Here is a 12,122-nt window from a genome sequence, read left to right on the forward strand (position 1 = left end):
TGTTGTCGCGATGTTCACCCCCGCTCGGTCAGGCGGTGGCCGTCGCCACTTCCGTTTCCAGGTCGGCAAGGCGGTAGCCGGCCGAATGGATCGTGTGCAGCAACGGTCGGTCGAACGGTTTGTCGATCACGCGGCGCAGGTTGTAGAGGTGCGAGCGCAGCGTGTCCGAGTCCGGCAGCGTGTCGCCCCAGATCTCCCGTTCGATGTCGCGACGGCTGACCACGCGCGGCGATTCGCGCATCAGGATCGCCAGCAGCTTCAGGCCGATCGGCGAGACGGTGAGCTCCTGCCCGCCGCGGGTCAGCCGCAGCGTGGCGGTGTCCAGCGTCATGTCGCCGACGGTGAGTATCTCCGAGGACACCTGGCGGCGATCGCGACGGATCAACGCGCGCAGGCGCGCTTCCAGTTCGCGCACCTCGAAGGGTTTGACCAGGTAGTCGTCGGCGCCGGCTTCCAGGCCGATCAGTTTGTCCTCGAGCGTGTCGCGCGCGGTCAGCATCAGCACCGGGGTGGATTTCTTGGCGTCCTTGCGCAACTTGCGGCAGACGTCCAGGCCATCCATGCCCGGCAGCATCAGGTCCAGCACGATGACGTCGTAGCTGTTGGAAACCGCCAGGTGCAATCCACTGACGCCGTCAGCCGCGTAATCGACCGAATATCCCCGGCGCTCCAGGAATTCCCCAACCATTTCAGCAATTTGCCGATTGTCCTCGACCAGCAGGATCAAGCCGGACTGTTCATCTCGCAGGCTCATGGTCCCTCCGTTTGCGGTGTTCACAAATGTGAAGAGCTAACGATGGGCCGGGTGAGAGCAACGTGAAATTTCCGAAGAGGAATTCAAAATGTGTTCGGGCGCCCACCACGGCCGTTCCGTCCGGGCCCTTCAGTCCAGCAGTGGCGCCAGTTTCGACCACACCGTCGCAAACACCGCCGGCTCGCCGGCGGCCGTGGGGTGCAGGCCGTCCTCCTGCATGCGCGAGGGGTCCAGCGCCACGCCCTCCAGCAGGAAAGGCACCAGCGCGGTCCGTTTGCGCTGCGCGAGATCCGCATAGACGGCGCGCAGGCCATCGCGATAGCGCGGACCGTAGTTCACCGGCAGCTCGATGCCCAGCAGCAGCACCTTGGCATGCGCCTGCTGCGCTAGGTCGATCATCGCGGCGAGGTTGTCCTTCATGGCATCCAGCGGCAGCCCGCGCAGGCCGTCGTTGGCGCCAAGTTCCAGCACCACCACGGCGGGCTTGTAGTTTTCGAGCAGTCCGGGTAGGTGGTTCCGGCCACTCAGCGTCGTTTCGCCGCTGATGCTGGCATTGACCACGCGCCAGGGCGGCTCCATCTTGCCCAGACGTACTTCCAGCAGATGCACCCAACCGGCGTTCGCGGCGATGTTGTGTGCCGCCGAGAGCGAATCGCCCAGTACCAGCACCGTCTTCGGCGCGGCCGCCTGCGAGGCGCCGCTCCATCCGATCAACAGCACCGCCAGCAACCCGAGGAGTCGACGCATGAGCGAACCTTCCCAACCTCTCTTGGAGGCCCGCGATGTTAGCAAGACCGTCCGCGGCCCCGAGGGAAGGCTGGACATCCTCGCCGGCGTGACCCTGGCAGTGCACGCGGGCGAGAGCTTCGCCATCGTCGGCGCCTCCGGTTCGGGCAAGACCACCCTGCTTGGCCTGCTGGCCGGGCTGGACGTGCCCAGCGCCGGCTCGATCCGCCTGGGCGGGCAGGCGCTGGAAGCGATGGACGAGGAGGCCCGCGCGGACCTGCGCCGGCGGATGGTCGGCTTCGTGTTCCAGTCCTTCCACCTGCTGCCCGCGCTCACCGCCGAGGAGAACGTGATGCTGCCGCTGGAGCTGGAGGGCCGCAACGACGCGCGAGCACGCGCGCACGAAGCGCTCGACGCGGTGGGCCTGGGCGCGCGCCGGCGCCACTATCCCGCGCAACTTTCCGGTGGCGAGCAGCAACGCGTGGCGATCGCCCGCGCCTACGTGCACGGGCCGCACGTGCTGTTCGCCGACGAGCCCACCGGCAACCTCGACCAGCGCACCGGTCGGCACGTCGCCGACCTCCTGTTCGCGCTCAACCGGGACCATCGCACCACGCTGGTGCTGGTCACCCATGACGCCGCGCTCGCCGCCCGCTGCGCACGCGGCGTGGAGCTGACGGAGGGCCGCGTCGCCGCGCCGGCCGCTGCAACGTGATTCGCTACGCAGCCACGCCCGAGGGCGCGACCATGTGGCAGGCATGGACCGCAGGCGCGGGCGATTCCACCGGAGCGGCCGCATGAAGCTGCTGCGCCTCGCGCTTCGCACCCTGCGCCGCGAATGGCACCTGCCCGAGCTGCGCACGCTTGCCGCCTCGCTGCTGCTGGCGGTGGTCGCCCTGGGCGTGGTGGCCACGCTCGCCAGCCGCGTCGAACGTGGCCTGCTCGCCAGCGCGGCGGAACTGATCGGCGGCGACGCCGGCCTGTCCGCGCCGCAGGCGCTGCCGCAGGCCTATGCGGAAGAAGCACGCCAGCGCGGCCTGTCGGTGACCCGCAGCGCCGGCTTTCCGAGCGTGGCCTTCGCCGGCGAACGCGGCCAACTGCTGGACGTCGACGCCGTCGATGGCGCCTGGCCGCTGCGCGGCACGCTGGAACTGGCGGCACGCGGCCGCTCGGCCGCCGGCCATGGTCCGGCACCGGGCGACCTGTACCTGGACCATCGTGCGCTGGTCGCCCTGGGCCTGACCGTGGGCGAGCGCGCGCAGTTGGGCGGCCAGGAACTCACCGTCGCGGCCGAGCTGGTGCGCGAACCCGATGGCGGCGAACTGGTGGCGATGGCGCCGCGCGCGGTGATGAGCCTGGCCGACGCCGAGCGCGCCGGCCTGCTCGGCGTCGGCAGCCGTGCAGGCCACCGGCTGCTGGTCGCCGGCGAACCGGCGGCAGTCGGCGACTGGCTCGCCTGGGTCAAGGCGCACCCGCTGCCGCAGGGCGCGCGGCTGATCACGACGGAGCAGACCCAGGAGCGCATGCGCAGCGCGTTCGACCGCGCCGGTGCCTTCCTGCGCCTGACCGCGCTGCTGTCGGCGCTGCTCGCCGGCGTGGCGATCGCGCTTGCAGCCCAGCGCTACGCGCGGCGCAAGACGCCGGAGATCGCCCTGCTGCGCGCGCTGGGCACCGCGCGCAGCCGCGTACTCGGGCTGCTGCTGGCCACGCTGGCCGCCGTGGCGCTGCCGATGGCGCTGCTCGGCGTGCTGCTTGCCCTGGGGATGGCCGAGGGCGCCTGGCGACTGGCCGGTGCGCAGCTCGTGCACGTGCCCACCACCCTGCCCTTGCTGCCGGCGCTGGGTGCCGCCGCGATGGGCCTGGCGGTGCTGGCGGGCTTCGCGCTGCCGCCGCTGGCGCGGCTGGCCGAGGTGCCGCCGGTGGCCGTGTTCCGCGCCAGCGTGGCGCGCCGCGTGCGCCGGGTGGACGCGCTTTACCTGGTGCCTGCGCTGGTCGCGCTGGCCTTGATCTGGAGCCAGAGCGGTTCGGCCAAGCTTGCCGGCATCCTCGCCATCAGCCTGCTCGGCGTGGCGTTGCTCGCCGCGTTGCTCGCACTGGCGCTGCTGTGGTTCGCCCGGCGCATCGCCCCCGGCGCCCATCCCGCCTTGCGGCTGGGCCTGGCGGCACTCGCGCGGCGGCGGGCCCTGAGCACGGTGCAGGCCACCGCGCTCAGCCTTGGACTGGTCGCCCTGCTGCTGCTCGCGGTGGTCGCGCCGGCGCTGCTGGACGGCTGGCGCCGCGAGCTGCCGGCGGACACGCCGAACTGGTTCGCGCTCAACCTGCAGGACGACCAGCGCGCAGACTTCAGCCAGCGCCTTCGGCAACTGGGCGCACGCGAGCTCAACATGCTGCCGCTGGCGATGGGCAAGCTCACCGCGATCAACGGCACGCCGGTCGACCAGCTCAGGTTCGCCGATCCGCGCGCCAAGGAATGGGTCGACCGCCAGTTGCGCCTGTCCTGGACCGGCGCGCTGCCGCCGTCCAACAAGGTAATCGCCGGCCGTTGGGCCGGGCCCAACCCGCCGCGTGCCGAGGTGTCGGTCGACACCATGTGGCGCGACATGTTCGCCCTGAAGCCCGGCGACCGCATGCGCTTCGACGTGGGCGAAGGCACGCTGGAGGCGACTGTGAGCAGCGTGCGCCAGGTCGACTGGAGCTCCTTCCGCGTCAACTTCTTCCTGCTGCTGGATCCGGCCCACGCGAGCGCGCTGCCGCATACCTGGCTGGCCAGCTTCTACCTGCCGCGCGGGCATGCCGAGGCACTGGCACGGCTGTCGCGCGACTACGGCAACCTGAGCCTGGTCGACGTCGATGCGCTGCTCGATCGCGTGCGCGAGATCGTCGAGCAGGTGGGCGGCGCGGTGCGCTGGGTGCTTGCCTTCAGCCTGCTGGCCGGCGCGCTGGTGCTGGCCGCGGCGCTGGCCACCAGCGCCGCCGAGCGCCGGCACGAGGCGGCGCTGCTGCGCACGCTCGGTGCGCGCCGCGGCCAGTTGCGGCTGGCGGCGGCCTGCGAGTTCGCCCTGCTCGGCCTGATCGCCGGCCTCACCGCCGCACTGGGTGCGGCCGGCGCGGGCTGGTGGCTGGCCCGCGCGGTGTTCCGGCTGGACGGGTTCGTGCCGCCGCTGGCGCCGTTGGCGGGCGCCGCGCTGCTCGCCGCCGTGGTGATCATGCTGCTGGGCCTGGCCGGCACCCGCCGGGTCACCCGTACTTCGCCGATGCGGCTGTTGCGGGAGCAGTGAATCGACTCCAGACTATCGCTTTGAACGGGGTGGAACGATGAGCGACCAGCAGCCTGGACCGGATCAGGGTCGCCGCACCGTGGCGGCGTGCACCGGCATCGGCATGAGTACGGGCATAGCCATCGGGGTGGCGCTGGGAGTCGCGCTGCACAATCTCGCGCTCGGCATCGGGATCGGCATCGTCATCGGCGCCGGCCTGGGAACCTCGCTGGGGGCGGCCCGCGCCAAGGCGTCCAAGCACAAGCATCCTGACCAGCACGACTGAACCCGTCGCCACGCCGACCAGCCTGGAGAACGCCGTGTACACGCTCTACTACTCCCCCGGCACCGCCAGCATGGTGGTGCACCTGGCGCTGCTGGAAGCCGGCGCGCCGCACGAACTCAGGCTGGTCGACGTGGACGCCGGGGCGCAGCGCGACCCCGCCTACCTCAAGCTCAACCCACGCGGCGTGGTGCCGACTCTGGTAGTCGACGGCCAGCCGCTGGCCGAGTCGGCCGCGCTGTTGATGCTGCTGGGCGAGCGGCATCCGGAATCGCGGCTGGCGCCGCCGCCGGGCACGCCGGAGCGTGCGGCCTGGTACCAGTGGATCGTCTATCTCAGCAACACGCTGATGTCCTCCTTCCGGCTGTGGTTCTACCCGCAGGAACTGGACGACACGCCGGCCGTGCGCGCCGCGCTGCAACGCCGGATCGAGGGCGTGTGGGATCTGCTCGACGCGCACCTGGCGGCGCACGGGCCGCACCTGCTGGGCGAACGCTTCTCCGGCGCCGACCTGCTGCTGACCATGCTGATGCGTTGGTCGCGCAACATGCCGCGTCCGGCCACCGAGTGGCCCGCGCTCAAGCGGCTGGCCGACCTGGTGCGCGCGCGGCCGAGCTGGCAGCGGCTGTACGAGATCGAGGGCCTGCGCGAGTGGTAGGCCGCCGGGCACGCGAGCGCCGATGACCGCACGCCGCTGGCTGGAACGGCTCCAGGCCGAGTGGCTGCTGCTCGCCTTCGCTTTGCTCACGCTGGTGCTGGCCCTGGTCGACCCGCAACCCGCGGCGGCATGGGCGCGCTGGTTGCAGTGGCCGACGCTGGCCGGGCTGGCCGGCCTGCTGATCGCGATCCAGGGCATCCGCGACAGCGCCCTGGTGCAGCATGCCGCCGCCGTGCTGGCTGCACGCACGCACTCGCTGCGCACGCTGGGTCTGCTGCTGGTGGCCAGCGCCGCGCTGCTGTCGATGGTGCTGACCAACGACGTGAGCCTGTTCGTGCTGGTGCCGCTGACCGTGGCGATCGGCGGCCTGTCCAACCTGCCGGTGCTGCGCATGGTGGTGCTGGAGGCGCTGGCGGTGAACGCGGGATCGACGCTGAGCCCGATCGGCAACCCGCAGAACCTGCTGCTGTGGCAGCACGGGCAACTGTCGTTCCTCGGTTTCGCCTGGGCCATGCTTCCGGCGGCCGCGGTGATGTTCGCGCTCGTGGCGGCGCTGGCCTGGATCTGGCTGCCGCGCGAGCGGGTGGCGCTGCTGCCGGAGGCGCTGGATCGCCAGGTCGTTGCGGGCAGGCTGGCGACGCTCTCGCTGGCCGCGCTGGCGGCGATGGTGCTGGCGATGGAGTACGGCCACGCCGCCTACGGCGCCGGCGCACTGCTGCTGGTGTTCACGCTGGTCTCGCCGCGCAGCCTGGCGCGGGTGGACTGGCTGCTGCTGCTTACCTTCGCCGCGATCTTTCTCGGGCTGGGGCACCTGGCCGAGCTGCCGCAGGTCGATGCCGCGCTGGATCGCTTCGACTTCGGCCAGCCGCTCACGCTCTACCTCGGCGGCATCCTCGCCTCGCAGGTGATCAGCAACGTGCCGGCGACCGTGCTGCTGCTCGATCGGGCGCATGATCCGGTTGCGCTGGCGGTGGCGGTCAACGTGGGCGGCTTCGGCTTGGCGATCGGTTCGCTGGCGAACCTCATCGCCCTGCGGCTGGCGCGCCAGCCGCAGGGCCTGCGCGCGCTGCACCGCGTGTCGATCCCGTTCCTGCTGGTGTGCGCGCCGCTGGTGTACCTGGCCTGGCGCTGGCTCGGCTGATGCCGCGTAGGGTGGGCTCCCTTGCCGCGATGGCGGCGGTGGGCTGAAGCCCACCCTACGATGCCTGCTTCAGTCGTCGTCGCGGGGCACGTCCACCTTGCCCTTGACGCCGTTGTGGCTCACGTCGCCGCTGCCCTTGGCGCCGAGGCTGAGGTCGCCGCCTACGCCGTCGACGTCCAGATCGCCCGAACCGAGCGTGTCGGCGCGCACGCTGCCGCGCACGTTGCGCAGGCGCACGTCGCCCGAGCCGATGCTGCCCACGCGCGCGTCGCCGTTGACGCCGCTGACGGTAAGGTCGCCCGAGCCCACCGAGCTGACCTCCAGGCTGCCCACGTCGTTCGCCTCGATGTCGCCCGAGCCGACGCTGGTGGCGAAGCGGCCGGACGCGTTGCGCACGTGCAGGTCGCCCGAGCCGACGTGGCTGTCCACTGCCCGCACGCCGCCGACTTCGGCATCGCCCGAGCCGACGTCGACCGACAACGGCAGGTCGGCGGGCATTTGCACGGTCACTTCCAGCTCGGTCTCGCCACCACCGAACAGGCGGAAGCCGCGACCGTCGCCGAGTTCGAGGATCAGCTGGTCGCCCTCGCGGCGCTGGGTGACCACCAGATGGTCGAGCAGGTCGCGGTCCGAAGCGCAGGCGCGGCCGGTCACGTCGAGCTTGCGCGCGTCGGCACGGCCGGTCACGTGCAGGTCGTAGCTGTTGACCTCGATCTGTACCGTGCGTACGCCGGCCAGGTCGAGGCTCATGTTGCGCGGCGCCTCGAAGGCACAACGGTCGGCGGCGTGCCCGGCCAGCGGCACGAGCAACAGGAGGGAGGCAAGGATGGCGCGCATGGGAACTCCGCTTGGCTGAATGGACGTCCCTAGGATGCACCGCGGGCGCGCAGGGTTGAAGTCAACCGGCCGGGCGGGGTCGCGTTTTCCGGAACACCCTCCGATGGAGTCCGTCCATGGCACCACGCATCCTGCTCGCTCCCGCCCTCGCCCTGCTGCTGGCCAGCCCCCTGGCCATGTCGCAGGACGCGCCGTCCGCGCCGCCGGCCCCGCAGGCGCATACCCTGCCCGCGCCCGACCACGCTCCGATGCGCCATCGCATGCATCGCATGTTCATGGAGCGCGGCCCCGGCTCGGGTGCCCTGTCCGACCTGCACGCGCTGGAGCACCTGTATCGCAAGGCCGGGCGCGAGAAGGAGCTGGCCGGCATCTACAACGAGGTGCTGTCCAAGTCACAGGATCCGCACCTGCGCACCTACGCCTACCATCGCCTCGCCCGACTGCAGGCGGAGCCGGCGAATGTCGACCAGGCGATCGCCACGCTGCGCAAGAGCCTGTCGGAGAATCTCGCCAACGAGGCGAAGATGCGCGCCGACCGCGAGCGCATGCGTGCGCAGTGGCAGCAGCCGAAGACGCCGGCGGCACGCTGAACCGGTGGGAGGCTCCCGCAGGGTGGGCTTCAGCCCAACCTGCGGGAGAAGTCCGGTGGGCTGAAGCCCACCCAACCGCGTCATTCTTCGCGTTTGGCCTGTCGCCAGAGCGCTTCCTGCTCTTCCAGGGTCCGTTCCGCGAGCGCACGGCCTTCGGCAGCGGCCAGCGCCTCCATGGCGCGGAAGCGCCGCTCGAACTTGGCATTGGCGCGGCGCAGTGCGCGTGAGAAGTCCACGCCCGCATGGCGGGCCAGGTTGGCAGTGACGAAGAGCACGTCGCCCAGCTCGTCTTCCAGCCGATCGGCATCGGCACCGCGCTCGAACTCGGTGCGTACCTCGTCCACTTCCTCGGCCAGCTTGTCCAGCATCGGCCCGGCTTCGCGCCATTCGAAGCCGACGCCCGCGGCCCGCTGCTGCAGCTTGGCGGCGCGCTTCCATTCGGGCAGGCCACGCGAGATGCCGGCCAGCGCGCTGGCGTCGTGGGCCTCGCCGCGGCCTTCCCGTTCCGCCGCCTTGATCGCTTCCCACGCCCGGGTCTGCGCCTCGACGTCCGCGTAGCGCTCGTCGGCGAACACGTGCGGGTGGCGCCGGCGCATCTTGTCGGCAATCGCATGCGCGACGTCGGCAAAGTCGAACAGCCCCCGTTCGCTCGCCATCTGCGCGTGGAAGACCACCTGCAGCAGCAGGTCGCCCAGTTCCTCGCGCAGGTCGTCGAAGTCGCCGCGGTCGATCGCGTCGGCGACTTCGTAGGCTTCTTCGAGGGTGTACGGCGCGATCGAGGCGAAATCCTGCTGCACGTCCCACGGACAGCCGTGCTCGGGATCGCGCAGGCGCGCCATGATCCCGAGCAGGTCTTCCAGCGTGTAGCACGCCTCCACGCTCAAGCGGGACGTGCCTCGCCCAGCCGTGCCTTCCAGTCCACCGCGCGGTCGCCCACGGCGAGGAACTCGGGATTGAGCACCGACTCCTTCGTGTTGTAGCGCAGCGGCTCGCCGGCCAGGTCGAGCACCGCGCCGCCGGCCTGTTCCAGCACGCACTGCGCGGCCGCGGTATCCCATTCGCTGGTCGGCCCCAGCCGCAGGTAGAGGTCGGCCACGGCGCGGGCGATCAGGCAGAACTTGAGCGAAGAGCCCATCGGAAACGGCTGGTAGGGCGTGCCCAGCAACGCATCGAGAAACCCTTGCGTGTCGCTGCCGTGCGAGCGGCTGCCCGCCACCACTGCGGGCTCGGCCAGCGTGCGCACACCGATCGGCTGCCACTGGCCGCCAGCATGCTGCTGCAGCCACGCGCCCTGGCCGTCGACCGCCGCGTAAAGCTCGCCGGTGACCGGCGCCAGCACCACGCCGAGCACCGGACGATGGTTTTCGATGAGCGCGATGTTGACCGTGAATTCGCCATTGCGCTTGACGAACTCGCGGGTGCCGTCGAGCGGGTCGACCAGCCAGTAGCGCGACCACGTGCGGCGCTGCTCCCACGGCGCGGCGCGCGCCTCCTCCGACAGCACCGGCACGTCCGGCGCGATGCGCGCCAGGCCGGCGGCGATAACGCGCTGGGCGGCAAGGTCCGCGGCGGTGAGCGGCGAGGCATCATCCTTGTGCTCGACGGTGAACTCGTCGCGATAGATCGCCAGGATCGCGTTGCCGGCCTCGCGCGCGATCGCGCCCACCTCGGCCAGCAGGCCGGTCTCGGGTGCGACCGCACTCATGGCTGGAACCGCCCGGCCAGGTATTCGCGCGCCATGAACAGTGCGGCGATCGAGCGGCCTTCGGTCACGTCGTCGCGGCCGATCAGGGTATGCAGTTCGGAAAGCTTCCACGGCACCACGTCCAGCTCCTCGGGTTCGTCGCCGGGCAGGCGTTCGGGATAAAGGTCCTGCGCAAGCACCACGTGCGCCATATGGGTCATGTAGCCGGGCGAGAGCGACAGGTTGTGCAGGATCTTCAGGCGCTTTGCGCCGTAGCCGATTTCCTCCTTGAGCTCGCGGTCGGCTCCCTGCTCGGCGGTCTCGTCCTGGTCGAGCCGGCCCTTGGGCAGCGAGAGCTCGTAGCGGCCGACGCCCGCGCCGTACTCGCGCACCAGCAGCACGGTGTCGTCGTCGAGCATCGGCACGATGATCACCGCACCCAGGCCGCTGGCGCGCAGCCGTTCGTAGGTGCGTTTCTCGCCGTTGGAGAACTCGAGGTCGAGTTGTTCGACGCGCAGGAAGCGGCTGTCGACGCACTCGCGGGTGGCGTGGATGATCGGTGGCTTGCGCATCGGACGATTCTAGCCCGATCGAATGTCACGCAGCCGTTCAAGCGCCCGGGCATGGATCGCCGGCACGCCGGCGAGCACGCTGGTGGTCTCCAGGCCGGGCGGCTGGCCCTCGATATCGGTGAACACGCCGCCGGCCTCGCGCACGATCACCGCCAGCGCGGCGACGTCCAGGATGTTCACGTCCGACTCGATCACGAGATCCAGGCCGCCGCGCGCGAGCAGGTGGTAGTGGCAGAAGTCGCCATAGCCGCGGATGCGGCTGCTGTCGCGGATCAATGCACCGAGCGCGCCCCAGCGCGCGTCGGCGGTCAGCGTTTTGACGTTGCCGATGGAAAGCGACGCCTGCGTCAGGCTGTCGGTGGCCGCCACGTTCACGCGCTCGCCGTCCAGCCAGGCACCGGCACCATGCCGCGCCCACATGGTCTCACCGTAGACCGGCGCGCTGGACACGCCCAGCACCAGTTCGCCGCGGTCCATCAGCGCGATCTGCGTGGAGAAGAACGGCGTGCGGCGCACGAAGCTCTTGGTGCCGTCGAGCGGATCGACCAGCCACAGCAGACCGTCGCGCGCGCCTTCCAGGCCGTATTCCTCGCCGAAGATCGCCACCTGCGGCAGCGCCCTGGCCAGCACCGCGCGGATCACCTGCTCGGCCTCACGGTCGGCCACGGTGACCGGCGTGGCGTCAGCCTTCCATTCCACCGCCACGCCGCGGTTCCAGTAGTGGCGGATGATCTCCGCCGCGGCTGCGGCGGCCTCGCGGGCGGCGGACAGGGCGTGTTCGATGTCGTAGCTCATCGGGTCGTTTCCGGTGTGGCGGCGGCAAGCCCGCCGCGGCGTTGCAGGTGGACCGAGCCATCCGCGCCGGGTTGGCCCAGGCGCGCCAGCCAGCGTCGCAGCGCGGGATCGCCGGTGCGCGGCCGCAGCAGCAGGTCGAGGCGCCACCCCAGCGGGCTGGCCTGCCATTGGCCCTCGACGTGCAGCGGCTCTTGGCCCTGGTCGTGGAGTTCGCCGCGCAGCACGCCGTTGGCACCATGCAGTGCCATGTCGATGTTGCCCAGCGCGATGGCCTGCGCCGGCACCTGCATGACCGCATCGCGCCACTGCGCCTGGCCTTCGAGCTCGACCGGCCAGTTCGCCTGAAGTACGACACGCTGCAGCGTCGCCGTCAGCGCGCCGCGCGGCGCGCCCAGCGACGTATCGAGCCGGGGCGACCAGGCCGCCAGGTCGCTGCGCAGGGTCACGTCGCTCCAGATCGGACGGCCCAATACGTCGCGGCGCAGGTGGCCGCGCGCCGTCAGCAACGGCCCCTCGAACTGCAATTGCAGATCCAGCCTTCCCAACAACGCGCGGCGCGAGAGCTGCCACCGCACCGTGCCAAGCGGACGGCCGTCCGGACCGCGCAATTGCCCGGCGCCGCCATCCCAGACCAGGCCGTAAACGCCCTCGAGCCGCAATCCGTGCAGTCGCGACTGCACGACCGGCGCGACCCAGCGCGCCGGCAGGAACCACACCAGCAGCACGGCAAACAGCAGGATGGCAGCGGCCAGCCAGCCGACGTGCGAACGTTTCACCTCGGTCCTTGAACTTGAGCGGCCATGCCGCAGCGCCGATGATAGCCGG

14 protein-coding genes are annotated in these 12,122 nt (G+C 71.0%); 6 read left to right on the plus strand and 8 right to left on the minus strand.

The window, feature by feature from the left end; genetic code table 11:
• Positions 1 to 28: 28 nt before the first annotated feature.
• Together AAIL17_RS04005 and AAIL17_RS04010 are read right to left on the minus strand one after the other, a co-directional pair.
• Positions 29 to 754: a response regulator transcription factor gene (locus tag AAIL17_RS04005; protein WP_291191344.1), complete on the minus strand. Its 726-nt coding sequence runs from the start codon at positions 752 to 754 to the stop codon at positions 29 to 31.
• 129 nt (positions 755 to 883) lie between these two features.
• Positions 884 to 1,501, minus strand: a complete 618-nt coding sequence (locus AAIL17_RS04010) for an arylesterase (protein ID WP_424681524.1) — start codon at positions 1,499 to 1,501, stop codon at positions 884 to 886.
• Here AAIL17_RS04010 and AAIL17_RS04015 point away from each other — a divergent pair.
• The 5 genes from AAIL17_RS04015 (at position 1,500) to AAIL17_RS04035 (ending at position 6,819) form a co-directional block, all read left to right on the plus strand.
• Positions 1,500 to 2,195 carry an ABC transporter ATP-binding protein gene (locus AAIL17_RS04015; protein ID WP_424681525.1) on the plus strand — a complete coding sequence of 232 codons (696 nt, stop codon included), beginning with the start codon at positions 1,500 to 1,502 and terminating at the stop codon, positions 2,193 to 2,195. The two genes, AAIL17_RS04010 and AAIL17_RS04015, sit on opposite strands and share 2 nt — an antisense overlap.
• An 82-nt stretch (positions 2,196 to 2,277) precedes the next feature.
• The gene (locus AAIL17_RS04020; RefSeq protein ID WP_424681526.1) at positions 2,278 to 4,758 is read left to right on the plus strand and encodes an ABC transporter permease; all 2,481 of its coding nucleotides are present in this window, start codon (positions 2,278 to 2,280) and stop codon (positions 4,756 to 4,758) included.
• Positions 4,759 to 4,795: 37 nt separating this feature from the next.
• Positions 4,796 to 5,023: a hypothetical protein gene (locus AAIL17_RS04025; RefSeq protein WP_424681527.1), complete on the plus strand. Its 228-nt coding sequence runs from the start codon at positions 4,796 to 4,798 to the stop codon at positions 5,021 to 5,023.
• Between the two features lie 34 nt (positions 5,024 to 5,057).
• Positions 5,058 to 5,678, plus strand: a complete 621-nt coding sequence (locus AAIL17_RS04030) for a glutathione S-transferase family protein (RefSeq protein WP_424681528.1) — start codon at positions 5,058 to 5,060, stop codon at positions 5,676 to 5,678.
• A 22-nt stretch (positions 5,679 to 5,700) separates the two neighbouring features.
• On the plus strand, positions 5,701 to 6,819 hold the full coding sequence (locus AAIL17_RS04035) for an SLC13 family permease (RefSeq protein WP_424681529.1): 1,119 nt from the start codon (positions 5,701 to 5,703) through the stop codon (positions 6,817 to 6,819).
• Between the two features lie 69 nt (positions 6,820 to 6,888).
• On the opposite strand, the gene AAIL17_RS04040 is transcribed toward AAIL17_RS04035, so the two are convergent.
• A complete protein-coding gene (locus AAIL17_RS04040; protein ID WP_424681530.1) occupies positions 6,889 to 7,656 on the minus strand; it encodes a DUF4097 family beta strand repeat-containing protein in 768 nt (255 codons plus the stop codon).
• 116 nt (positions 7,657 to 7,772) lie between these two features.
• On the opposite strand from AAIL17_RS04040, the gene AAIL17_RS04045 reads away from it, so the two are divergent.
• On the plus strand, positions 7,773 to 8,246 hold the full coding sequence (locus tag AAIL17_RS04045) for a hypothetical protein (RefSeq protein ID WP_424681531.1): 474 nt from the start codon (positions 7,773 to 7,775) through the stop codon (positions 8,244 to 8,246).
• An 80-nt stretch (positions 8,247 to 8,326) separates the two neighbouring features.
• On the opposite strand, the gene mazG is transcribed toward AAIL17_RS04045, so the two are convergent.
• From mazG to AAIL17_RS04070, 5 genes are read right to left on the minus strand one after another with little or no spacing between them, the layout of a single operon-like run.
• The gene (gene mazG / locus AAIL17_RS04050) at positions 8,327 to 9,124 is read right to left on the minus strand and encodes a nucleoside triphosphate pyrophosphohydrolase (RefSeq protein WP_424681558.1); all 798 of its coding nucleotides are present in this window, start codon (positions 9,122 to 9,124) and stop codon (positions 8,327 to 8,329) included.
• Positions 9,125 to 9,126: 2 nt separating this feature from the next.
• Positions 9,127 to 9,951, minus strand: coding sequence for a 3'(2'),5'-bisphosphate nucleotidase CysQ (gene cysQ, locus AAIL17_RS04055; protein WP_424681532.1), 825 nt, complete (start codon positions 9,949 to 9,951; stop codon positions 9,127 to 9,129).
• A complete protein-coding gene (gene nudE / locus AAIL17_RS04060; protein WP_424681533.1) occupies positions 9,948 to 10,502 on the minus strand; it encodes an ADP compounds hydrolase NudE in 555 nt (184 codons plus the stop codon). Before nudE ends, cysQ begins: the two co-directional genes overlap by 4 nt.
• A gap of 9 nt (positions 10,503 to 10,511) precedes the next feature.
• Complete coding sequence (locus AAIL17_RS04065; RefSeq protein ID WP_424681534.1) at positions 10,512 to 11,297, minus strand: inositol monophosphatase family protein; 786 nt, start codon at positions 11,295 to 11,297, stop codon at positions 10,512 to 10,514.
• Entirely contained in the window at positions 11,294 to 12,073 is a 780-nt protein-coding gene (locus tag AAIL17_RS04070) for a type II secretion system protein N (protein WP_424681535.1), read from the minus strand. The genes AAIL17_RS04065 and AAIL17_RS04070 overlap by 4 nt, the downstream gene beginning before the upstream one ends.
• Positions 12,074 to 12,122: the final 49 nt, after the last annotated feature.

It is taken from the genome of Frateuria sp. YIM B11624 (assembly GCF_049727805.1).
GTDB lineage: Bacteria > Pseudomonadota > Gammaproteobacteria > Xanthomonadales > Rhodanobacteraceae > Frateuria_A.